Source organism: Cupriavidus sp. 05T313, assembly GCF_056396665.1.
Window position 1 is genome coordinate 40470 of record NZ_JBFTLX010000009.1, and the last position, 23556, is coordinate 64025.

The 23556-nt window shown below is 68.6% G+C and carries 18 protein-coding genes; 7 read left to right on the forward strand and 11 right to left on the reverse strand.

The annotated features are described in order from the left end of the window. Positions 1-10 precede the first annotated feature (10 nt). From AC1DKD_RS03685 to AC1DKD_RS03705, 5 genes are all read right to left on the reverse strand, one after another. On the reverse strand, positions 11-1003 hold the full coding sequence (locus tag AC1DKD_RS03685; protein WP_477142947.1) for an acyl-CoA dehydrogenase family protein: 993 nt from the start codon (positions 1001-1003) through the stop codon (positions 11-13). 14 nt (positions 1004-1017) lie between these two features. Continuing rightward, the gene (locus AC1DKD_RS03690; RefSeq protein ID WP_477142948.1) at positions 1018-2178 is read right to left on the reverse strand and encodes an acyl-CoA dehydrogenase family protein; all 1161 of its coding nucleotides are present in this window, start codon (positions 2176-2178) and stop codon (positions 1018-1020) included. A gap of 46 nt (positions 2179-2224) precedes the next feature. Further along, positions 2225-3262, reverse strand: coding sequence for a Bug family tripartite tricarboxylate transporter substrate binding protein (locus AC1DKD_RS03695; protein ID WP_441636861.1), 1038 nt, complete (start codon positions 3260-3262; stop codon positions 2225-2227). Between the two features lie 53 nt (positions 3263-3315). Next, positions 3316-3777, reverse strand: a complete 462-nt coding sequence (locus tag AC1DKD_RS03700; protein WP_035863165.1) for a MaoC family dehydratase — start codon at positions 3775-3777, stop codon at positions 3316-3318. A gap of 70 nt (positions 3778-3847) precedes the next feature. Beyond that, complete coding sequence (locus tag AC1DKD_RS03705) at positions 3848-5056, reverse strand: CaiB/BaiF CoA transferase family protein (RefSeq protein WP_477142949.1); 1209 nt, start codon at positions 5054-5056, stop codon at positions 3848-3850. Between the two features lie 146 nt (positions 5057-5202). Here AC1DKD_RS03705 and AC1DKD_RS03710 point away from each other — a divergent pair, with 146 nt between their 5' ends. Next, positions 5203-6093 carry a LysR family transcriptional regulator gene (locus tag AC1DKD_RS03710; RefSeq protein ID WP_441636865.1) on the forward strand — a complete coding sequence of 297 codons (891 nt, stop codon included), beginning with the start codon at positions 5203-5205 and terminating at the stop codon, positions 6091-6093. A gap of 19 nt (positions 6094-6112) precedes the next feature. On the opposite strand, the gene AC1DKD_RS03715 is transcribed toward AC1DKD_RS03710, so the two are convergent. Together AC1DKD_RS03715 and AC1DKD_RS03720 are read right to left on the reverse strand one after the other, a co-directional pair. Next, entirely contained in the window at positions 6113-7273 is a 1161-nt protein-coding gene (locus AC1DKD_RS03715) for a helix-turn-helix transcriptional regulator (protein WP_441636867.1), read from the reverse strand. 327 nt (positions 7274-7600) lie between these two features. Continuing rightward, positions 7601-9910 carry a mechanosensitive ion channel family protein gene (locus AC1DKD_RS03720; protein ID WP_477111153.1) on the reverse strand — a complete coding sequence of 770 codons (2310 nt, stop codon included), beginning with the start codon at positions 9908-9910 and terminating at the stop codon, positions 7601-7603. Between the two features lie 325 nt (positions 9911-10235). Between AC1DKD_RS03720 and AC1DKD_RS03725 the strand changes: the two genes are divergently transcribed. From AC1DKD_RS03725 to AC1DKD_RS03740, 4 genes are all read left to right on the forward strand, one after another. Then, positions 10236-10640 carry a hypothetical protein gene (locus tag AC1DKD_RS03725; protein ID WP_447431580.1) on the forward strand — a complete coding sequence of 135 codons (405 nt, stop codon included), beginning with the start codon at positions 10236-10238 and terminating at the stop codon, positions 10638-10640. Between the two features lie 30 nt (positions 10641-10670). Next, positions 10671-10916, forward strand: coding sequence for a GlsB/YeaQ/YmgE family stress response membrane protein (locus tag AC1DKD_RS03730; protein WP_441636139.1), 246 nt, complete (start codon positions 10671-10673; stop codon positions 10914-10916). Between the two features lie 321 nt (positions 10917-11237). Beyond that, the gene (locus AC1DKD_RS03735) at positions 11238-12020 is read left to right on the forward strand and encodes an SDR family NAD(P)-dependent oxidoreductase (protein ID WP_045235399.1); all 783 of its coding nucleotides are present in this window, start codon (positions 11238-11240) and stop codon (positions 12018-12020) included. Positions 12021-12079: 59 nt separating this feature from the next. Continuing rightward, complete coding sequence (locus tag AC1DKD_RS03740) at positions 12080-13657, forward strand: fatty acid--CoA ligase (RefSeq protein WP_441636158.1); 1578 nt, start codon at positions 12080-12082, stop codon at positions 13655-13657. Between the two features lie 385 nt (positions 13658-14042). Here AC1DKD_RS03740 and AC1DKD_RS03745 read toward each other — a convergent pair whose 3' ends face one another. Together AC1DKD_RS03745 and AC1DKD_RS03750 are read right to left on the reverse strand one after the other, a co-directional pair. Further along, a complete protein-coding gene (locus AC1DKD_RS03745) occupies positions 14043-15278 on the reverse strand; it encodes an acyl-CoA dehydrogenase family protein (protein ID WP_441636141.1) in 1236 nt (411 codons plus the stop codon). 46 nt (positions 15279-15324) lie between these two features. Next, a complete protein-coding gene (locus tag AC1DKD_RS03750) occupies positions 15325-16470 on the reverse strand; it encodes an acyl-CoA dehydrogenase family protein (RefSeq protein WP_477142950.1) in 1146 nt (381 codons plus the stop codon). A gap of 268 nt (positions 16471-16738) precedes the next feature. Here AC1DKD_RS03750 and AC1DKD_RS03755 point away from each other — a divergent pair, with 268 nt between their 5' ends. Further along, a complete protein-coding gene (locus AC1DKD_RS03755; RefSeq protein WP_441636145.1) occupies positions 16739-18283 on the forward strand; it encodes an AMP-binding protein in 1545 nt (514 codons plus the stop codon). 171 nt (positions 18284-18454) lie between these two features. Continuing rightward, complete coding sequence (locus AC1DKD_RS03760; protein ID WP_477142951.1) at positions 18455-21217, forward strand: winged helix-turn-helix domain-containing protein; 2763 nt, start codon at positions 18455-18457, stop codon at positions 21215-21217. 6 nt (positions 21218-21223) lie between these two features. On the opposite strand, the gene AC1DKD_RS03765 is transcribed toward AC1DKD_RS03760, so the two are convergent. Together AC1DKD_RS03765 and AC1DKD_RS03770 are read right to left on the reverse strand one after the other, a co-directional pair. Beyond that, positions 21224-22294, reverse strand: a complete 1071-nt coding sequence (locus tag AC1DKD_RS03765) for an Ldh family oxidoreductase (protein ID WP_441636149.1) — start codon at positions 22292-22294, stop codon at positions 21224-21226. A gap of 48 nt (positions 22295-22342) precedes the next feature. Next, positions 22343-23556 (reverse strand): APC family permease (locus AC1DKD_RS03770; RefSeq protein WP_477142952.1); only part of this gene is annotated, 1214 nt, incomplete at its 5' end.

Genomic DNA, 23556 nt, shown 5'->3' on the forward strand with positions numbered 1-23556 from the left:
GCTCTGCGGTTCAGGCCGCGTCGGTACTCCAGCCACGCACCGTATCCACCACCCCTGGCCCGGCCTGGCCGCACACCAGTTCACCCACCACCCGCGCCCAGTACGTTTCCGACCCGTCTGCCAGCCGCCAGGCATGCAGGCGGCGCGTATAGAGTTGCAGGTCGTATTCCTCGGTGATGCCGATGGCGCCGTGCACGGCGTGCGCGATGGCAGCCACCGGCGTGACGGCCTCGCTGGCGTTGAGCTTGCCGATGGCCGCGCGCAGCGGGTCCGGCCGCCAGCCACCGGCGGCGCAGGCGATCTGCGCGGCCATGCGCGCGGCGGTGACGTGCTCGGCCATGATGCTGATCTGGTGCTGGATGGCCTGGAACTTGYCAATGGCGCGGCCGAACTGCTGGCGGTCGTTGGCATATTGCAGCGTCATCTCGAATACATGCGACATCGCGCCAGCCAGTTGCGCGGCATGCAGGCAGGCGCCGGTCTGGCGCAGGGCACCGGCCGGCAGCGTGAAGGCGGGCAAGCCATCGCGCGGGGGGCGCGGCAGGCTCACGGCGAGGTCCGCATGGACGCCGGTCGCGCTGGCCTGTGCCTGGGCGCGCGGCAGCAGCACGCAGTGCGTGTCTTCCTGCACCAGGAACCACGCCGCCTGCGCGCCCCCGGGTACCAGCGCGGTATCCGCGCCGCTGTCGAAGCTCGCGAGCGCGATGGGCTCGGGCGGCACCGCCAGCCCGGCGGCATGCAGCAGCGCGCGGGCGAACAGCGTCTGGCCCAGCGGCAAGGGCACCGCATGACGGCCCAGCGTAAACAACACCGGCGCCAGGTCGTCCAGCGGCAGGCCGGCGCCGCCGGCGTCCTCCGGCAGCAGGCAGTCGGCAAAGCCGCTGTCTTGCAGCGCCTGCCATAGCGGCTGGTGATCTTCGCCGCGTTCCACGGCGCGGACTGCGGCGGGCGTGCAGCAGTCGCGCAGCACGGTATCGAGCGCGTCCGAGTAAGCGTTATGCATGTTGGAACTCCGGTTCAGCGCAGGCCAAGGCCCCGGGCGATCATGCCGCGCAGGATCTCGCGCGTGCCACCGCGCAGCGAATAGGATGGTGCGACCTGGCTGACATAGGCCAGGGTGCGGTACAGGCCGGGATCGGCGGCGAGTTGCGGGTCGGCGCCCAGCGCGGCTTCGGCCAGCGCGGGGATGGACTGTTCGAACTCCGTGCCAAGGTCCTTGACCAGCGCGGCTTCCACCACCGGGCTTTCGCCAGCGGCGAGCCGGGCCGTGACCGCCAGCGACATGGCGCGCAGCACCGCCAGCCTGGCCGCCAGCCGGCCGATGGTGACGGTGTCGCGCCGCGCCTCCGGCACGCGCCGCAGCGCCGGGATCCAGGTATCGAGCAGCACCACGCTGGAATACAGCCGTTCCGGCCCGCTGCGCTCGAAGGCCAGCTCCGCGTTGACCTGTTCCCAGCCGCTGCCTTCGCGGCCGACCAGTGCCTGCGCGGGCAGCATCACGTCCTCGAAGCTGACTTCGGAGAAGTGCGCATCGCCCGCCAGGTCATGAATCGGGCGCACCGTGACGCCTGGCGCGGACAGGTCGACGATGACCTGCGACAAACCGCGCTGGCGGTCCTCGGCATTGCCGGAGGTGCGCACCAGCGCCAGCATGTAGTGGCAGCGGTCGGCATTGGTCGTCCAGATCTTGCGGCCGTTCAGGCGCCAGCCGCCGTCCGGCTCGGGCACGGCGCGGGTGGCCACGCTGGCGAGGTCGGAGCCGGAGTTGGGCTCGCTCATGCCGATGCAGAAGAAGGCCTCGCCCTTGCAGATGCGGGGCAGGTAGAAGGCTTTCTGCTCGTCGCTGCCGTAGCGCAGGATCAGCGGCCCGCTTTGGCGGTCGGCAATCCAGTGGGCCGAAACCGGGGCGCCGCAGGCCAGCAGTTCCTCCACCAGCACGAAGCGCGAGAACGGATCGAGTCCGGCGCCGCCGTATTGCGCGGGCAAGGTGATGCCCACCCAGCCGCGGCCCGCGAGCGCGCGGCTGAARCCGGCGTYGAAGCCCATCCAGGAGCGCGCGCGCTTCTCGGGCGGCAGTTCGGGCAGATGTTCGGCGAGGAAGGCTTTCACCTCGCGCCGGAAGGCGGCAGCCGCCGGTGGCAGGGCGGTGAGTTGGAAGGTACTCAGCAGGGAAGTCAAGACGGTTCTCCGTGACAGGCGGTGCGCGCGATGGGGAAGGGGCGGATCATTCCAGCGTCACGCCGGAGTCCTTCACCACCTTTTGCCAGCGCGTGATTTCCTGCGCCAGGTACTTCCCGTAGGCTTCGGGGCTGTTGCCGCGCGGCTCGGCGCCCTGCGCGGCCAGGCTGGCGCGCACGTCCGGCGCGGCCAGCGCCTTGAGCGTGGCGGCGTTGAGTTTTTGCACGATCTCGGGCGGCGTCCTGGCCGGCACCAGCATGCCTTGCCAGGCGCCCACCTCAAAGCCAGGCATCACGGTCTCGGCCACGGTCGGCACATCGGGCAGTTGCGCGCTGCGCGTGATGCTGGTCACCGCGAGCGCCTTCATGCGCTTGTCGCGGATAAACGGCAGCGAGGAGTTGATGGTGTCGGTCATGAACTGCACCTGGCCGCCGGCCAGGTCGGTCAGCGCCGGCGCGCTGCCCTTGTAGGGCGCGTGCACCGCCGACAGGCCGTTGGCCTGCAGGAACAGGAAAGCCGCGAGGTGGGTCACGTTGCCGTTGCCGGCCGAGCCGTAGGTCAGCTTGCCGGGGTTGGCTTTCAGGTACTGGATGAACTCGGCCAGGTTGGTGGCCGGTACCTGGGCGTTGACCTCCAGCACCAGCGGCACCATCGCCGTCATCGCCACCGGGGCGAAGTCGCGCCGCACGTCGTAGGACAGATGCTTGTACAACGCCGGGCTTAGCGCGATCGACGAGGTGTTGTAGAGCACCGTGTAGCCATCCGCCGGCGATTTGGCGACCAGCTCCGCGGCGATATTGCCATTGGCGCCGGGCCGGTTGTCCACGATCACCTGCTGGCCCAGTTCCTCCGACATCTTCCTGGCGATGACGCGCGACACCAGGTCGGTGGGCCCGCCCGGCGGAAACGGCACCACCAGCTTGACGGGGTGGGCGGGATAGCCGGCGGCGCGGGCAGGGGTTGCGAATGCGCCGAGCACCAGGATCGCTGGGGCCAGCAGGGCGAGCCTGCGGCTGCGGCGGCGAATCGCCGCGCTGGTCCCTTTATCCGTCTTGTCGTTTTTCTTCTTGCCTTGTCCTGGCATGCAGTCTCCTCCGGTGTTGGCGGCTCGCGCCGCGGGCTAACTGGGCCAACGGGCTAGCGGCCGGCCAGCAGGCGCCGGGCGGAATAGGTCATGACGCGTTCATGGCGCTGGTTAAAGACCTCGATGTCCGAGTCCACCACGGCGCGGCCGTTGCGCGAGGTCGGGCGGATGCCCGTCACGGTGACGGTGGCCCAGATCGTGTCGCCTACCACCACCGGGGCCAGGATTTTCTGGGTCAGCTCCAGCATGGCCAGCCCGGTGCCCTGGATCATGGTCTGCAGGATGAAGCCCTCGATCATCGCGTAGGTCAGCGCGGCGGGCACGGGCCGGCCATGAATGGCGCCGCCGTCGTAGCCCGCTTCGATAAAGATGGCCTCCAGCATGCCGGTGACCGAGATGAAGTTGACCAGGTCGGTCTCGGTCACGGTGCGGCGAAAGGTCTGGAAGGCCTGGCCTTCCTTGATGTCCTGCCAATAAAAGCCCTGGCCGAGGCGGGGAAGTTGGGTATGGGGCACGGCGTCTCCTGGTGAGGGCCGCCATCGGCGGCCGGCTTCCTTTATGTTAGGAGCGGGAATGGGGCAGGGGTTAGGCGTCGGCGGCCGGGGGCGCGCAATAGGCTGCGCCGTCCCGTCCCAGCTCGTCGATCTGCTGGGTGGTCAGGCCCGCCTCGCCGAGCAGTCCGCGGGTGTGCTCCCCCAGGCGCGGCGGCAGTGCCGGCGCCGCGCGTTCACCGTCGAACCGCACCGGTGCGCCGGGAAAGCGCAGCGTGCCCATGGCCGGGTCGTCCAGCATGTCGAAGAAGCCGGTGGCGCGCAGGTGCGGGTCGTCCACCAGTTCGGCGAGCTGGTTGACGCGCGCGACCGGGATCTGCAGCGTTTCGCACAGCGCCAGCCAGGCGTCGGTGGTGCGCGCGCGCACGATTTCGCCGGTCAGTTCGTACAGCGTTTCGATATGCTGCGTGCGCGCGGCGATGCCGGTGAAACGCGCGTCGGCCGCCAGGTCGGGACGGCCCGCGGCGGTAAAGAAGTCACGCCAGTGCGCATCGGTGTACGGCATCATGCAGACGTGGCCGTCGGCGGTCTGGTACGGCCGGCGCAGTGGCGCCAGCACGCGCGGATAGCCGGCAGGCCCGCGCGGCGGTTCGAAATGCTGGCCGTACAGATGTTCGACCAGGTTGAAGGCCACCATCGACTCGAACATCGGCACTTCCACCAGCGTGCCCTTGCCGCCCTGGCGCTCGCGCCCGGCAAGGGCGGCCGAGATCGACAGCGCCGCCACCAGGCCACTGGTCTTGTCGGCCGCGATGGTGGGGAAATAGCGCACAGTGCCGGTTTGCGCCGCCATCAGCGCGGCGTTGCCGGACAAGCCCTGGATGATGTCGTCGTAGGCCGGGCGGCCGCCATAGGGACCCTCCTCGGCAAAGCCCAGCAAGCTGACGTAGACCAGGCGCGGATGGCGCGCCATCACGGCGGCGGGTTCCAGCCCCAGACCGCCCAGCTTCTGCGGGCGCATGCTGTGCACGAACACATCGGCGCTCGCCAGCAGGCGCTCCAGCGCGGCCTGSGCCGCGGGCAGCTTGAGATTGAGCCCCACGCTCTTCTTGCTGCGGTTCACGCCCAGGAAGATGGCCGACATGCCGTCTTCGGCGGCGGGGCCGGTGCGCCGCGTGGAATCGCCTTCGGGGGGTTCCACCTTGATCACTTCGGCGCCGAGGTCGGCCAGCCACTGGCTGGCGTACGGGCCCATCACGACCGTGGATAGGTCGATCACGCGGATGCCTGAGAGGGGCAACATGCCTGGGGTCTCCTGTCTGTTCTTGTGCCGGTTGCCGCTTGCGGCCGGGTGTGGCCGTGCGAATGCCGATGGTCACAGGGTAGAACAGGGCAATGGTTTGCGTCTAATATTAGATTTTTAGGATCCGATATTCAGCGGATATCAACGTGGACCTTCGTCAAATTCAGCAGTTCGTTGCCCTGGCCGAGACCGGGAACTTCCATCGCGCGGCCGAGCGCCTGCACATGGCGCAGCCGCCACTATCCATTTCGATCCGCAAGCTGGAGGATTCGCTCGGCACGCCGCTGTTCGTGCGCACTTCGCGCGGGGTGCGGCTGACCCAGGCCGGCGAGGCCGCGCTGCACGATGCCCGGCGCGCGCTGTTCCACGTGGCCCAGGCGCGTGCGGCGGCGCTGGCCGCGGCGCATGGCGAACGCGGCGCGTTGCGCGTGGGCTTTGTCGGATCGGCTACCTATGCCTTGCTGCCCAGGCTGATCCCGGCGTTCCGCGCGGCCCACCCTGGCATCGAGCTGATCCTGCATGAATCCACCTCGGCGGCGATCCTGGACCGGCTGGAGCGCCATCAGCTCGATGCCGGGCTGGTGCGCTTTCCCATCCTGAGCAGTGGCGGCTATACGCTCATGCCGCTGGAGACCGACGAATTCGTGGCCGCGGTGCCGGCCGACAGCCGCTTTGCCGCGAGCGATGCGATCGCGCTCAAGGCACTCGCTGGCGAGCCCTTCATCATGCATCCGATCGCGGATGTGCCAAACCTCCAGGCGGTGGCCATGATGCTTTGCCAGCAAGCGGGCTTCGTGCCGCGTGTGACGCAAGAGGCGGTGCAGGTGCAGACCATCGTCAGCCTGGTGGAGAGCGGCCTGGGGGTGGCGCTGGTGCCCAGCGTGGCGGCGCGCTATACCAACCGACGCGTGCGTTTCCTGCGGCTGACCAGTCCGCGGCCGGCCGCGCGCATCGGCATTGCGCTGGCCACGCCCACCGACAGCGACGATCGCCAGGTGCAGCGCCTGCTGGAGGTAGCCCGCGCCGCGGCCGGCTAGGCCGGGCTCGTGGCCTGGATCAGATGGACACCCGGCCGCCACGCGGCGTGCCGGCGCGTTCCAGCGCCACGCCCGGCAGCAGGTGTAGCAGGCGCACCAGTTCGCTTTGGCGGTGGGTGCCGGTCTTGCGCAGGATGTCGCGGATATGCACGCGTACCGTATGCGGAGAAACAAACTCGCGTTCGGCGATTTCGTTGAGGGTTTCGCCGGCCGCAAGGCGGATGGCGACGATGCTTTCCTTGCGCGACAGGCCGAACAGCGAGGTCAGCACCGAGGTGTCGAGCACCGAGCGCGATTCCGAATTGCCCATCAGCACCATGGCGAACGGCAGTTGCCACGGGCCTTCCACCGGCTGGCGCGCCACCAGCGGCAGCACGATGATGGGCACGGGCTGGCCGCCCGAAGTGATATGCATCCACGAGCCGGCCGCCGCCTCGCCACTGCGGGGATGCATGGCGCGCTCCAGCAGCTTGTGCAGCGTGACGTGCAGGTTGGGATCGTGGGCGGTGAGCACGCCGCTTTCCAGCGCCAGCTGGCTGTCGGCCTGCACCAGCGCTTCGGCCCAGATATTGGCGTAGCGCACACGCATGTCGGCCTGCAGCACCATCACGCCGAAGTCGAGCGAATCGAGCCCGGCCAGGCCAAGGGCGGCCAGGCCGCTCAGTTCGAAGTTGCGCTGCTGCATGCGCGCGGCGCGTGCCCAGTGCGGCAGCACGCGCGCCAGACGCCGGCTGCGGCAGGCCGAGGCGTCCGTGCCACCGAAACCGGCGCCCTGCCGGCCGTCGCGGCCGGTGCCGCCCATCAGCACGCAGACCTCGGCGGTATCGAGCAGGCGGATGCCTTGCTCCAGGTCGGCGCCATGCGCCGGCGCTCGCCAGGGTGCTTCGTCCTCGCCTTCGCCCGCGTGGGCGACGGCGAGCGTGCGCGCCGGCAGGTTCGCCAGCGCGTGCAGGCCCTCCGGGACATGCGTGCCTTGCGCCGAGAAGCAGCCGTGCGGGGTGACGCCGAGGCGTGCCTGCCCGGACAACTTGTCCCATACCAGGTAATGCGGGCTGTCGGTGTCGGTGTAGCTGGAGAAGAGGCCGAGCGCGGCAGGCATGGCGGTGACATCAAGCGCCGACTCATAGATCGAATCGATCAGACGATGGAAGTCTTCGTCCGCCGATGGATGGTAGCCCATATTGTTTTTCTCCCCGGTGGCTTTCGCCCGATTCCGCTTTGCGCTTTTTCCTGGCCAGCTGGTACGGCTGGCTCGCGATGGCCGGCTCCGATGTGGCGTGCGCCACCGGACAGGATCGGGTCGCCCGTTTTACAGGGCGCCGTTTCTCTGCGTTACCGCTGGCGGCATTATGCGTATCCGAGCATAACTTCGCAAACGGCAGTGTTGTATAAGCTGTTGTTTTGCCGATTATTTCAAAATATTTCAGCGCTGAAATACCGCCGCCCGGCACACGGGCCGGCAAGGCGTACCCGTTTCTGCGTGCGTCTTGTGCATCCCGTCGCAGGCTCAGCCGGCGGCGGGCGCGCCTGGCGTGCGGGCGGCGGCGGCACCAGCTGCCAGGTCATCGGCCTGAACTGCCTGGCCAGCGGCGAGTGTTCCGCCTTCGACCTGCACCGTCACCCGTTGGGTGGCCATGCTGATGCCGTGCTGGTCAAACTTGCGTTTGAGCCGGAGGTTGAAGGCGCGCGTGATTTCCGCCTGGGTCAGCGGCCGGGTCTTGAACTGGGCCAGCACCACCGACCCGCCGGGGTCGAAGCGATCGAGGCCAAGGATATCGAGGCCGGACAGCAGGTTGCGGGCGTAACGGAAATCGCGTGCTACTTCGTTGCCGGTCTCGCGGATCAGTTCGATGGCGCGATCGAGATCGCTGCCATAGGCCACGCCGATGTTGAACACGGCATAGGCATAGCCGCGCGACATGTTCTTGATGGCCTTGATCTGGCTGTACGGCAGCACGTGAAGCGCGCCCTTGCCGTCGCGCAGCTTCACGGTGCGGATGGTCATGGCCTCCACCGTGCCGGCATGGTCGGGCAGTTCCACCGAATCGCCGATCGCGATGGAGTCTTCCACCACGATAAACAATCCGGTGATCAGATCCTGCACCAGGCTCTGCGCGCCGAAGCCGATCGCCAGGCCGACCACGCCGGCGCCGGCCAGCAGCGGTGTCACATTGACGCCGAGGTTGGCCAGCACCACGATCAGCGTGATGACCAGCAGCGCCACGAACAAGGCATTGCGCACCAGCGGCAGGATGGTCTTGGCCCGCAGGCTGGGCGCCTGCCCGCGGCCATAGGCAGGCGTCAGCGTTTGCGTGATGGCCGTATCGATCAGCAGCCACAGCAGCCAGGACATCAGCACCGTGCTGGTCACGCTGAACACCGCCTCGCCGATGCGCTTGCCGACCGGCGTCGACTCGATCAGCGAGAGCAGCGATATGCCCCAGATGCGGCTGGCCAGTTCGAAGTAGGCGAACCAGATCACCACCCGTACCAGCGCCACGGCGAAGCGCCCGAAACGCGCCAGGTAGGCCGAGCGCTGGCGGTCGCGAAAGCGTGGCGCGCGGTGCGCGGCCTTGGGCGAGCGGCCGGTGATGAGCGTCAGCAGCAGCGCGGCGACGAACAACGCTACCGAGCCCACCGTGCGCCGCAGGAAGATGTCGGCGTGGCCGGTGGCCAGCACTGTGCCGGCCACCGAGGCCACCACCACCGCCAGCACCGGCAGGTGCCAGGTCGAGCCCACCAGGCGCAACAGATCCATGATGGCGGGATGTTCCTGGCGGAAGGCGAGCGGCCGGTTGCCGATGATCTGGCCGATCTGCCGGCGAAAGCGCAGCGTGAAACAGGCGATCAGCAGCGCCGCGGCGATATTGGCCACGGTGGAGATCAGCGCCGAGAGGTTGGTGCCGAGCGAGGCGATCACCCGGGCGTCGTTGGTGACGTCGCCCAGTGCCGCCAGGACGCCGGTGGCGAACAGCAGCCCGCGCGAGTGCAGCAGCAGGTCATGCACCGCGTGGGAGCGATGCGCGGACCTGAACAGCGCGAAGATGACCTGGCACACCGCACCCATCACGGCTCCCGCCACCACCGAATAAGCGATCACCATGCCGGCCACGCTGGCGGGCGAGCGCTCGAACATGCTGCTGGAGAGCAGCATCGCCAGGGCGAAGGCCGCGACCCACGGCGCCACCCTGCGCAACATGTACAGCCCGACGTCCATCCAGGACGGTACTGTCGGCAACTCGTGGCGCACGGCCGGCCGGATGCGCCGGTGGCGCACCCGCCTGACGACCTCCAGCAGCAGCCATCCGGCCAGGAACCAGGCCGAGAGCACCGTGCAGAACTCCCGCGCCGATTGCCACGGCGAGCGGGTCCCGTTGACGGTCAGCGCGGCCTGCCACTCCTCGCCGGCGAAATCGATCCGCCAGCGCCAGTAATGCCATGGCCCCTTGTCCTTGCCCAGTGTCGCGTCGAGGTGGTCCACCGCCTCGGCAATCGCCCCGAGCAGGCCCGGCTGCGGCGCCGACGCCGCGCTGGCCGCATCGACACCCTGGCGCAGCGTCTGCAACTGCTCCACCAGGGCCTTGCGATCCTTGTCGCTCTGCAACGTGGTGATGACCTGATCAAGCGACTGGGCAAGCGGCTCGCTGGCGGCGGGGTGCGAGGCCGGCGCGGCGTCGGCCTTGACGGCTGCCGCCAGCGTGGCCAGTCCGGGCGGCGCCGCGAGCGCCGGGCGCGCCAGCAAGGCGCCGGCCAGCGCGAGCCACAGCCCAAGCAGCAGCGGAACCAGTGCGGCGCCACTGGCGCGGGTGGTGGCCATTGGCGTTTTCGGGGACCTGTTCAGGAGCGTCATCGCATGCACGTAGAGGGCTGCCGGTCCTAGCCGGGGAATGCCTGACACTGTAGCGCATCGCGGATACCGCACCCCTGTTCGGCCAGCGCTTTGCCGTCATGGGCATTCAGAGGCACATCGTACGTGTGGCCGATCCCTCCCAAAGCCGGGGCACGCGTGCGGTGCCGGGCTCGCGGTCAACGCAGTGGCGATGCGGGCCGTTGAGTGAGGTATTGCGTGTCGGTCGGGTTGCGGCTGTCTGCAGCCCTGTCGTTTCCTTGTCCCATTGGCATTGTTACCGCAGGAGCCTGTCATGAATGCTATGAAAGCCGTCACCGTCTCGCCCGCCATGTTCAGCCGGCGCGTCGGCTTGCCCATGCTGCTGGCCGCCGCGCTCTTCGTCTCGATCCCGCACCTGGCGCGTGCCCAGGCCGCGCCGGCGGCTCCGGCCGCTCCCGCGGCCGCCCCGCCGATGGCCAAGCCTGCCGCGCCCGCCACCACCGCACCGATGGCCAAGCCGGCCGCGCCCGCTGCCGCCGCGTCCGGTGCCGCCGCACCGGGTGGCGGGCCCGGTCAGGTATGGGTCAACAAGAGTTCCAAGGTCTATCACTGCCCCGGCACGAAGTACTATGGCAAGACCAAGAGCGGCGCCTACATGAGTGAAGCCGATGCTACCGCGCAAGGCTTCCATGCGGATCACGGCAAGGCATGCAAGTGAGCAACGAACATCGCTGCCGGGGGGCATGACATGCACTTGATCTGGGTCGTTCTAATCGGCTTTCTCGCCGGGCTGGTTGCGCGCATGCTAACGCCGGGCCGCGGACCGAGCGGCTTCTTCCTCACCGCCGGCCTGGGCGTTGTCGGCTCGCTGGCCGCGACGTTCCTCGGGCAAGCGCTGGGCTGGTACCGGACTGGACAGTCGGCCGGCTTTATCGGTGCCGTGGTGGGCGCGGTCATCCTGTTGCTGCTGTATCACCTGGCGACGAGGCGCTAGGTTCCGGGGCACACGCGCGTCCGTCGGCTCGTCAGTTCATTAACTCGTCCATTCGTCCGTTCGTCCATTCGCAAGGCCGCAGCAAGCCGTTGCGCACGGGAGCATCCCGTGCGCGACGGCATGGGCGCTGCCATGCGGCGTCCGGTGTGTTTTCATGCATTCGTCGCTTCCGACGATGCGTGCCGCGCCGCCATCCCCGAATCTCCATACCACGCTGGCCGGGCCGCTTCGCGGTCTGCCGGACGCAGGCATTCCACCGCCCGCGCATCGCCGCGCGCCGACGGGAATGATTCAGCAGATACGGGAAAACGTGGAGAAGAGATGGAACTCGATGCAACGGTAACGGCAGTCATCACGGGTGGCGCCTCGGGCCTGGGCGAAGCCACCGCGCGCGCGCTGGCGGCGCACGGCGTGCGCGTCGCGCTGTTCGACATGAATGCGGAAAAGGGCGAAGCCGTGGCACGCGAACTGGGCGGCGTGTTCTGCCAGGTCAACGTGACCTCGGAGGCCGAGGTCGAAGCCGGCTTCGCCAAGGCACGCGCGGCGCTGGGCCAGGAACGTATCCTGGTCAACTGCGCCGGCACCGGCAACGCCATCAAGACCGCATCGCGGGCCAAGGAAGCGCCGGACCAGATCCGCTTCTTTGCCTCGGATGCGTTCGAGCGCATCATCCAGATCAACCTGATCGGATCCTTCCGCTGCCTCGCGCGTTCGGCCGCCGGCATGCTGACACTGGACGCGCGCGACGGCGATCGCGGCGTCATCATCAACACCGCCTCGGTGGCGGCGCAGGACGGGCAGATGGGCCAGGCCGCGTACTCCGCCTCCAAGGCCGGCGTGGTCGGCATGACCCTGCCCATTGCGCGCGACCTGTCCGGCGAAGGCATTCGCGTCAACACCATCATGCCCGGCATCTTCAATACGCCGCTGCTGCAAGGCGCGCAGGAGCACGTCAAGGCAGCGCTGGCCGCCTCGGTGCCGTTTCCGAAGCGGCTCGGCGCGCCGGAAGAGTTTGCCTCGCTCGCGCTGGAGATGTGCCGCAACAGCTATTTCAACGGCGAATCGGTAAGGCTCGACGGCGCCATCCGCATGGCGCCGCGCTGATCTCTCACCCCAAGGAAAAGGACGCGCRCATGCAGCAGGACCGAGAGAAGGAGGCGCTGATGGATTTCAGTTACCTGACGACATTGCCGCACGCGTTGCGTCACTTCGCGCAGCGGCGGCCCGATGCCGTGGCCTATGCCTTCGAGGGCAGGCTCACGACGTACCGCGAGTTCGACCGCCACACCGACAGCGTCGCCCAGGCGCTGCTGGCCGCGGGCATCGGGCCGGGGGACCGTATCGGCTATATCGGCAAGAACTGCGATCACTATTTCGAGTTGCTGCTGGGCGCCGCCAAGATCGGCGCCGTGATGGCGCCGGCAAGCTGGCGCCTGGCGCCCCCGGAGGTCGGCTATATCGTCGGCCACTCCGATGCCGCGCTGTTGTTCGCCGGGCCGGAATCGGTGGAACTGGTGCGCAAGCTGCTGCCGGCGTTGCCGCTGGTGCGCGGCGTGATCGCCATGGAAGGCGGCCAGGCGGACTGGCCCGCCTATGCCGCGTGGCGCGACGCGCATGCACCCGTGCCGCCGGCGCACCAGCCTGCCGCGCACGACGTGGTGCTGCAGCTTTACACCTCCGGCACCACGGGCCGCCCCAAGGGCGCCATGCTGACCCATCGCAACCTCACCGCCGGCACCGAGGCGAGCGAGCGCGAGGATATCCCTTGGTCGCGCTGGACGGATGACGATGTCTCGCTGGTGGCGATGCCGGTCGCGCATATCGGTGGGTCCGGCTGGGGGTTGCGCAGCTTGCTGGCGGGGGCCAAGGGCGTGGTCGCGCGCGATTTCGATCCTGCCGCGGTGCTGGATTTCTTCGAGCGCGAGCGTGTCAGCAAGCTGTTCCTGGTGCCTGCCGCGATGCAGTTCGTATTGCGCGATCCGCGCGCGCGCAGCATCGATTACTCCCGCCTGAAGACCTTGCTGTACGGGGCTGCTCCGATTCCCGCGGCGTTGCTGCGTGAAGGCATCGAGGTATTCGGGTGCGGCTTCGCGCAACAGTACGGGATGACCGAAACCACCGGCACGGTGGTGGCGTTGCCACCGGAGGACCATACGACCGAGGATGTGCCGCGTATGCGGGCCGCGGGCAAGCCTTTGCCCGATGTCGAGGTAGTGGTGGTGGACTGGGAGGGCCGGCGGTTGCCGCCCGGGGAAGTCGGGGAACTGATGATCCGGTCGCCGCAGAATATGGCGGGGTACTGGAAGCAGCCTGATGAGACTGCGCGGACGATCGATGCGGACGGGTGGTTGCGGACCGGCGATGCGGGCTATCTCGACGCCGAGGGTTATGTTTATATCCACGACCGGGTCAAGGACATGATCATCAGCGGGGGGGAGAACGTCTATCCGGCTGAGGTGGAGAGTGCCATCTATGGCCACCCGCAGGTGGCCGACGTGGCGGTGATCGGGGTGCCCGACGAGAAGTGGGGCGAGGCGGTCAAGGCGATTGTCGTGCTAAAGGCGGGGCAGGTTGCTGACCGCGATGGCATTGTGGCTTGGGCGCGGGAGCGGTTGGCTGGGTTCAAGATTCCCAAGAGTATTGAGTTTGTGGATGCGTTGCCGCGGAATCCGTCGGGGAAGTTGTTGAGGAGGAAGTTGAGGGAGCCTTATTGGGAGGGGTTTGAGCGGAGGGTTAATTGAGGGGGGGGGTTAGCTTTAAAAGCCCTGAAAACCTAAAAGCCTAAAGTCAAAGGCGGTTTCACCCCCCTGCGGGGGGCGACCTACTTTCTTGTCTTGCCAAGAAAGTAGGCAAACAAGGCGCCCCATACGGCCTGGTACACCTTCACGGCTCGCTTCGCATCGCGCTGGGGTGCGGCCCGCCCTTGGGGGCGCTCCGCACGGCTACACCGAATTTTCGCGTGGTGATATCGATCGGTCCGCCGGTTCGCTCCCCTCTCCCGCCTGCGGGAGAGGGGTCGGGGGAGAGGGCGGGCGCTCGTTATGTCGTCGCGCTGGAGAGGCCACCGGATTTGCTTCCGGTGGCTCGTGTCCGCCGTTCATGCGATTGCTGCCGAGGCTCTCAACCTTAGAGCCCCAGCACCAGCTTCGCGATGATGTTGCGCTGGATTTCGTTGGAGCCGGCGTAGATCGATGCCTTGCGATAGTTGAAGTAGCGCGGCGCGAGCGGTGCGGCGTAGTCGGGGCCTATCTGCGGCCCCGCGGGGCGTCCCTGCTGTTCCGCCCATCCGTCCTGCACGAAGGGCAGCGCGTAAGGTCCGGCGGCTTCCACCGCCAGTTCGCTGATGGCCTGGATGGTTTCGGTGCCTGCCAGCTTGAGCATGCTGGAGGCGGCGCCGATCGAGGTGCCCGACGCTACGCTGGAGAACAGCCGCAGCTCGTTCGCTTCCAGCGCGGCGGCGCGTACATGCAGCTCGGCCAGTTTGCGGCGGAAGCCGGGATCGTCGAGCAGGCGGCCGCCATCTTCGCCGGGTTCGTTCGCCGCGATGCGCGCTACCTTGGTCAGTTGCTGGCGCAGCATCGGACCATAGCTGCCGCCGCGTTCGAATTCGAGCAGGTACTTGGCGTAGGTCCAGCCGAGGCCTTCTTCGCCGATGCGGTTTTCGACCGGCACGCGCACGTTTTCAAAGAAGACCTGGTTGACTTCCTGCTGGCCCGCGACCGGGCCGTCCAGCGTGGGCAGCGGCGCCACGGTGATGCCGGGCGTGCGCATGTCCACCAGCACGAAGGAGATGCCGTCCTGGCGGCGTGCGTCGCGGCTGGTGCGTACCAGGCAGAACATCCAGTCGGCCCATTGCGCGTGCGTGGTCCAGATCTTGGAGCCGTTGAGGACATAGTGCTCGCCGTCCTGATCGCGCCCGCGCTCGGCGCGCATCTGCAGGGAGGCCAGGTCGGAGCCGGAGTTGGGTTCGGAGTAGCCCTGGCACCACCAGATGTCGGAGCGCAGGATGGGCGGCAGGAAACGCGCCTTCTGCTCGGGGCTGCCGTATTTCATGATCACCGGCGCCACCATCTTCAGGCCCATCGGCGATACGGTCGGGCAGCCGGCGGCGGCGGTCTCGGCCTGGAACAGGTAGCGCTGCGCCGGCGTCCAGCCGGGGCCGCCGTATTCCTCGGGCCAGTTGGGCGCGGCCCAGCCGCGCTCGAACAGTTTCTTCTGCCAGCGCACCTGGCCTTCCTTGTCGAGGTAGCCATTCTTGGTGCGCGCCATCAGGGCCTTGAGGCCGGGGTCGAAGGCCTCGGTGATCCAGGCGCGGACCTCGTCGCGGAACTGCAGTTCTTGCGGGGAGAAATCGAGATTCATCGGTGGGCCTCGGGATGTTCGTCGGTGCGGGCAGGGATGCGTGCGCTCACGCGGCAGCCGGATACAGCAGGTCGGCGTAGCGGCGCAGGTGATGTTCGGCCGAGCCAAACTGCAGGTCGATGGCGGTGACGCGCTTGAAGTAATGCCCGACGGCAAGCTCTTCGGTCACGCCCATGCCACCGTGGATCTGCACCGCGGCCTGGCCCACGAACTTGCCGGCCTGTCCGGCCTGCGCCTTGGCGGCGCTGGCGGCAAGCGCGCGCTGTGTGGGATCGGCGCCTGCCTGCATGGCGGCGACCTGGGTCAGCGCCAYGGTTTGTTCGAGCTGCACATACATGTCGGCCATGCGGTGCTGCAGCACCTGGAAGGTGGCGATCGGCACGCCGAACTGCTTGCGCTGGCGCGCGTAGTCGACCGTATCGGCGAGCATCCGGCTCATCGCGCCGCCGGCTTCGGCGCACAGCGCCACGGCGGCGTCGTCGCTCAGGCGCTCGATCAGCGCCAGCGCGTCGCCCTCGGCGCCCAGCCGGGCGCTGTCCGGCACGAAGACGTTGTCGAGCAGGATGTCGGCGGCGCGCGAGCCGTCCACCGTGGGGTATTCCAGCAGCGTCACGCCCGGCGCGTTGCGTTCGATCCAGAACAAGCTGATGCCGGCGCGGTCGCGGCGCTGGCCGGCGGTGCGCGCGCTGACCACCAGGTGCGTGGCCCACGGCGCGGCCACCGCCACGGCCTTGTGCCCGCTCAGGCGCCAGCCGCCTTCGCCACGCGTGGCGCTGGTCGCGACGTCGTGCAGGCAATAGCGGCTGCGCGGTTCGCCGTGCGCCCAGGCTACCGTGGCTTCGCCGCCGATGATGGCGGGCAGCCAGTTGGCCGCCAGCGTTTCGCTGCCATGCAGCAAGGCGCCGCCGCCAAGCACTACGGTTGACAGGTAGGGCTCTACCACCAGGTGGCGGCCAAACTGCTCCATCACGATCATGTGTTCGATGGCGCCGCCGCCCAGCCCGCCGAAGCGTTCCGGGAACGCCGCGCCGAGCAGGCCCAGTTCCTGCGCCAGCGCCTTCCAGCATGCGGGCCGCCAGCCGGCCGGCGAGCGGAGCGCCGCCTGGCGCGTTTCGAAGTCGTAGTGATCGGCCAGGTAGCGCGCGAGCGTGTCGCGCAGCATTGATTGTTCTTCGCTGAATTGGAAATCCACTGTGGGTCCTCGGCGCGGTTGCTTTAGGGCACCTGCCATTATGCGAAGCGGCTGCGGCGCTGCATCGTCCGATGCGACGAATCGTCCCCGGCGCGCAAGCGCGCCTGCGCATCGATTGCGGCACCGCGTCAAGGCGCGTTCGTCGCTTCGGACGATGCCCGGGACGGCCGCGTGTCCGGACAATGTGGGTCGTCGTATTCCATGCCGGATTCCGCGGCATCCATCCAGTCAGCCAGTTCTGCCACACCCACTTCCAGGAGGGTCAGTCATGCACCCGCATGTTCACGCGCAGCGCACCCCGGACAAGCCGGCCATCATCATGGCGGGCGGCACCGTCGTCACCTACCGCGAGCTTGACGAGCGCTCCAACCAGGTGGCGCGCTTGTTCCGCGATCACGGCTTGCAGCCCGGCGACCGCGTGGCCTTCCTGCTGGAGAACCATCCGCGCCTGTTCGAGCTGTGCTGGGGCGCGCAGCGCTCGGGGCTGATCTACGTCTGTATCAGCACGCGGCTCAATGTGGACGACGCGGCGCACATCGTGGCCGACAGCGGCGCCAGGATGCTCGTCACCTCCCACGCGCAGGCCGCGGTGGCGCAGGGGCTGGCGGCCAAAGCGCCGGGCCTGGGCGCGCGCCTGATGATGGACGGCGCCGTGCCCGGCTTCATCGCTTATGAGACCACCCTGGCGCAATACCCCGGCTGGCGCATCGAGGACGAATGCGCGGGCACGGACATGCTGTACTCCTCCGGCACCACCGGCCGCCCCAAGGGCGTATTCACGCCGCCGGCCAACCCGCAGATCGACGTGCCGGGCAGGCTGGCGCTGATGTGCCAGTCGCTCTACCAGTTCGGCCCGGACATGCGCTACCTCTCGCCCGCACCGCTCTATCATGCGGCGCCGCTGCGCTACAACATGGCGGTGCAGCAACTCGGCGGCACCTCGGTGGTGATGGAGCATTTCGACGCGGAAGCATTCCTGCGGCTGGTGGCCGCGCACCGCATCACACACACCCAGGTCGTGCCGACGATGTTCTCGCGCATGCTCAAGCTGTCCGGGGCGGTGCGCCAGCGCCACGATGTTTCCTCGTTGCGCTTTGCCGTGCATGCCGCCGCGCCCTGTCCGGTGGCCGTCAAGGAGCAGATGATCGAATGGTGGGGCCCGATCATCTGGGAGTACTACGCCGGCACGGAGGGCAACGGGTCCACCGCGGTCGGTTCCGCCGACTGGCTCAGCCACAAGGGCACGGTGGGCCGCGCGTCGGTGGGCGAGTTGCGTATCTGCGACGACAGCGGCGCCGTGTTGCCGCCGGGCGAGCCGGGCATCATCTACTTCGCCGAGGGGCGCAGCTTTGTCTATCACAACGATCCCGAGAAGACCGTGCAGTCGCGCCACCCCGTGCATGCGGGCTGGACCACGCTGGGCGATGTCGGCTACGTGGACGAGGACGGCTATCTCTACCTGACCGACCGCAAAGCCAACATGATCATCTCCGGCGGCGTCAACATCTATCCGCAGGAGGCCGAGAACCTGCTGATGACCCATCCCAAGGTGATGGACGTGGCGGTGATCGGCGTGCCCAACGAGGACTTCGGGGAGGAAGTCAAAGCGGTGGTGCARCCACTCGACATGGCGCACGCCAGCCCGGCGCTGGCCGACGAATTGCTTGCCTTTTGCCGCACGCACCTTTCGCCCATCAAGTGCCCGCGCTCGGTGGACTTTGCCGACGAACTGCCGCGGCTGCCGACCGGCAAGCTGCTCAAGCGGCTGCTGCGCGAGCGCTACTGGGCGGGACGGGAGAACAAGCTCGTCTAGGCAGCGGCACCGGCGCGCATGGGTGCGCCGGGTGCCAGGCGGTCGTTTACGCCATAATCAGCCGTTCGATCCCTGGCGCATGTGGCGCCAGCAGCCGGCAACCATAAGCCGGTGCCGATCGCGCGGCATCCGCCCGGCGCGGATGCCGCCGCCAACAGGAAGACACGGCGAATGGCAATAATCGAGGAGACCAGCGCGGGYCACGGGGGCGCCGCCCGCGCGGCCACGCTGGTGGCAAAGCTGCGCCCGCCCATGCTGACCCCGTTCCAGGTGGAACGCCGCGCCATTTGCGACGCGGTGTGCGCGGCCGGCTTCGTCAAGCTGGTGCTGGTGCGCGCGCCGGCCGGTTTCGGCAAGACCACCGCCATGCTGCAATGCCGCGCGCGGCTGGATGCCGACGGCGTTGCCACCGCCTGGCTCACGCTGGACCGCGCGGACAACGACGCCACGCGGTTTCTCGGCTCGCTGGAAGCCGCTTTCGAGCTGGTGCTGCGCAAGGGGGGCGCGCCGCTCGCCGCCAGCCAGYCGGCGCCTCGGCCGGTGGGCGAGCAGGCTCTGGCGCTGATCGACCGCATGGCGGGCCACGACCGCCCCTTTACCCTGTTCCTGGACGACTTCGAGGCCTTGCAGAATCCCGCCGTTGCCGGCCTGGTCTGGCAGGTGGTGGAGCAATTGCCGCCTGGCGGCCGGCTGGTGGTCGGCACGCGCTGGGTGCCGGATTCCGGGCTGGCACGCCTGCGCGCGCGCGGCGAACTGCTGGAGATCGAGCCTGCCCAGCTGCGCTTTACCGCCGACGAAACCGATCATTTCCTGCGCCGCGCGCGCGGCCTGGCGCTGYAACCCGCGGCCATCTCCACGCTGCACCGCCGTACCGAAGGCTGGGCCACGGCGCTGTGGCTGGCCTCGGTGGCGCTGGAGCGGCGCGGCCAGCCGGACGCCTTCATCGCCGGCTTTTCCGGCTCCAACGCAGCCGTTGCCGATTACCTCGTCGAGGACGTCTACCTGCACCTGCCCGATGCGGTGCGCGCTTTCCTGCTGCGCACCTCCATCCTCGACCAGCTCAGCGGGCCGCTGTGCGACGCCGTCTGCGGCACCGCCGACAGCGAGGAAATCCTCGCCTGGCTGGAGCGGGCCAACCTGTTCCTGATGCCGCTGGACGGCGAACGCCACGGCGGCGCCGAGCGTCCCGCCCAACCCAATGCGCGCTGGTACCGTTATCACAGCCTGTTCTCCAGCTTCCTGCGCGCGCAACTCCAGCAGGGCATGCCGGACGAGGTGCCGGCGCTGCAGATGGCCGCCTCGCGCTGGTACGAGGCGCAGGGCCGCCCTGTGCCCGCCATCGAACATGCGCTGGCGGCCGGCGCGGTCGGCCACGCGCTGCCGCTGCTGGCGGGCTCCGTGGACGACCTGCTGGCGCAGGGGCGCATGCGCCTGCTGACGCGCTGGCTGGACGCCGTGCCGGCCGACGCGCTGGCGGCGTGGCCCAAGCTGCAGATCGCCCATGTCTGGGCCTTGTCGTTTACGCGCGGACCGGCGGACGCCATCGCGCTGCTGCAGACCATCCCGCTGGCCGGCGCCGAGGGCGACCTGCTGGCCCACGTGCGCGCGCTGCGCCATATGCTGCTGAACATGATGGACCGCTTCGACGAGGCGCGCGCCTACAGCCGCGATGATCCCCTGCCGCTGCCGATGGGCTACCCGTTCCCGGATTCCATCCTTGCCACCTCGATGGCGCGCATGGCCGCGGTGACCGGCGACTACCGCGAGGCGCGCCGGCTGCTGGGCGTGGCCCGCCAGGTGGTGCGCGGTTCCGACAGCAATTTCAACAAGATTTTCTCGGAATCGGTGGAGGGGCTGATCGACCTGCGCCAGGGGCGCCTGCAGCAAGCGCTGGCGCGTTTCCGCATTGCCGCCAGCACCATGCTGCCGAACCGCTATGGTCCCACCAACGGCAACGCCATGGCCGGCATCCTGCTGGCCGAAGCGCTCTACGAGATCAACGAGCGCGAGCGCGCGGAGCGCCTGCTTAATGTGTACGTACCGCTGGCGCGCGACCTCGGCCTGCCCGACCAGATCATCACCGGCCATACCGTGCTGGCCCGCATCGCCTGCGATCGTGGCGACGTGGACGGCGCGCACGAATGGCTGGCCGCGCTCGAGCACCTCGGCCATCATCGCGGCCTGCCGCGGCTGGTGCTGGGCGCCATGCTGGAGCGCGCCCGGCTGGCCCTGCTGCAGGGCAACCAGCATGCGGCGGAGGAGGCGCTGCTGCATGCGGCGGACCCGGCACTGTGGCGGGCGCGGCCCGGCGTCAGCGCCGTCAGTTCCTTTGCCAACGACGTGGAAGACGTGCCCATGGGGCGGCTGCGGCTGGCACTGTTCACCGAGCCCTCGGCCGCCACGCGCGAGGCGATCGAGAAAGAACTCGCTGYCGCCGAGCGGGCGCAACTGATGCGGCGCGCGCTCAAGCTGCGCATCCTGCTGGCGCTGGCCTGCCAGCGCAGCGGCGATGCCGCGCGAGCGCTGCTGACGATGGGCGAGGCACTGCGCTTCGGGGCGGCGGAAGGCTTTATCCGCATCTTCGCCGACGAGAGCGCCGAGATCCGGCGGCTGGTGGGCGAGGCCTGCGTGCGCCAGGGCAGCGCGCTGTCCGCGGGCTACGTCGAGCGGTTGCTGCAGGCTTGCGGCGGCGCCCCGGAGCCAGCCGACCCCGCCGCCATGCAGGCCCGCCACGGCCTGCTGGAGCCGCTCACGCCCAAGGAGCAGAAGGTGCTGCAGCTGCTGGCCGAGGGCTTCTCCAATGTGGCGATGGCTGACCGGCTCTTTGTCTCGGAGACCACAGTGCGCACCCACCTGCGCAATATCAGCGCCAAGCTGCGCGCCAGCAACCGCACGCAGGCGGTGGCTATCGCGCGGCAGCTGGGTTTGCTGTAGCGATCCTCAGGCCGCGCTGCGCGGAAGCAGGGCCACGACGTCGTCATACAGCGCGCGCGGGATGAGCACGCCATGGCGCAGGCTGGCTTCGCGCGCCCGATAGCGGCGCTGCGAAGGCAGCCGCGCCCCTTGTCCGAGCATCGCCTCGAACAGGCTTTCCGCCCGCGCCAGCTCCGCCTCGCACTGCGCGCCTAGAAAGCGCGCGGGATCGATGGCGATGATCAGCTCGCCCCCCATCGGCGACGACTTCGTGCCCGCATCGTAGGCCAGCGAATCCATGCTGGTCATGTCGGCGATCAGCGGACCGGCGAGCAGTTCGACCATGGCGGCGAGGGCTGCGCCCTTGTGGCCGCCGAAGGTCAGCATGGCGCCGTGGTCCAGCACGGTGGCGGCATCGGTACAGGATTTCCCGTCGGCATCGATGCCCCAGCCCTCGGGGATCGGCTTGCCCGCGCGGCGATGCAGTTCGATCTCGCCGCGCGCCACCGCACTGGTGGCGAAGTCGAAGATGAAAGCGGGCTGGCCGGCGCGCGGCCAGCCGAAGGCCAGCGGATTGGTGCCGAACAGCGGCTTGCTGCCGCCCGCGGGCGTGACCCAGGCATGGCTGGGCGTGCAGGCCAGGGCGACCAGGCCGGCGTCGGTCAGCGGTTCGATGTCCGCCCACAAGGCGGAGAAATGCACGCAGCGGTTGATGCCCAGCGCCGCGATGCCCTGCGAGCGGGCCTTGCCGATCAGGTGCGGCAGCGCCGTCTTGTAGGCCACCTGCGAGAAGCCGCGCATGGCATCGGCCCGCAGCAGCGCGGGCGCCATCTCGTGCAGCTTGGGCATGGCGTCCGGCGACACCTTGCCGGCCTTGAGCGTGGCGATGCAGCCGAGCAGCCGGTAGAGGCCATGGGAAGCGCAGCCGTCGCGCTCGCCGGCGACCAGCGTATCGGCCACGGCCTCGACATGCGGATCGCTGAACCCGTGATGCCGCAGCACGGCGATGGCCAGCGCGCGGACTTCGCGCAGGGAGAGGCGCTCGGTGGCAGTGCCGCGCGCCTGCCTGTGCTGCGGTGGGGCGACGGGATCGTTCATCGGGGCTCCGGGTTGAGGTGGGGGTTGAGGTTGAGGTTGAGGCAAGCGCTATTCGTCATCGTCAGCGCCGAGATCCATCAGCGCGGAAGGTATGCCGGTGCGGGCTCCCCAGCCATAGATCCCCAGCGCGATAAGCGCCACCAGTGCGGTGTCCCACGGATGGCCGATCGCGCCGATGCCGCCGAAGGAACCCAGGTAGGAGGCCACGATGATCAGCACATAAAAGGCGATCAGCCACAGCGAGGACTTCACCTGTTGCGCCAGGCTCAGGCGATGGGTGGGTACCGCGCGCCTGCAAAGCAGGTAGACCACGAACATGGCGATCTGCAGTCCCAGCAGCCAGGACACCGTGCCCCAGCCGGACCAGTACACGATCAGCGCGGCGATGATGAACGAGAGCGGGCCGAGCACCGCCAGCCACCGGACCCGGAACGGCCGGTGCAGGCCGGGCGCGTTGCGGCGCAATGCGGCCACCGTGACGGGCGCGACCGCATAGCTCAGCACCAGCGCGGCCGACACCACGTTGATCATGGCCTCCCACGAGGGAAAGGGCAGGGTCCAGAACACGGACAGCGCGAAGGTCAGCCACAAGGCCGGCCGCGGAATACCCGAGGGCGCATCGATACGGGAGAACAGCTTGAAAAAGGTGCCGCCGCGCGCCCAGCCGTAGACCACGCGGGGCGTGGCGTTCATGTAGATATTGCCGGTGCCGCTGGGCGAGATCACCGCGTCCGAGACCACCAGGAAGGCCAGCCAGCCCACGCCGAGCGCCAGCGCGATATCGCGGTAAGGCAGCGCGAACGCCTTGCCGACGCCACGCCAGCCATCCGACAGCGTCTCGGTCGGCACGCCGCCGAGGAAGGCGATCTGCAGCAGCACGTAGATCAGGGTGGACAGCAATACCGACAGGATCAGCGCGATGGGAATGGTGCGCTGTGGCGAGCGGACTTCGCTGGCCACCGAGATGATCGGCGTCAGCCCGAGGTAGGCAAAGATGATGCCCCCGGCGGAAACGGCGGCCTGGATGCCGGACAGCCCGAACGGCGCGAAGCCATGCATCTGCAGGTTGGCCGGCTTGAAATGCGTGAACAGCACCACGATGACCAGCAGCGGCACCACGAACTTGAACACGCTGACGATGTTGTTGGCGCGCGCGAAGGTCTTGACGCTGTAGTAGTTGAGCACGAAGAACAGGCACAGCATCGCGAACTGCGCCGCCCAGCCGAGCGGGGTGGGATCGCTCGATCCCGGCTGGCTCAGGA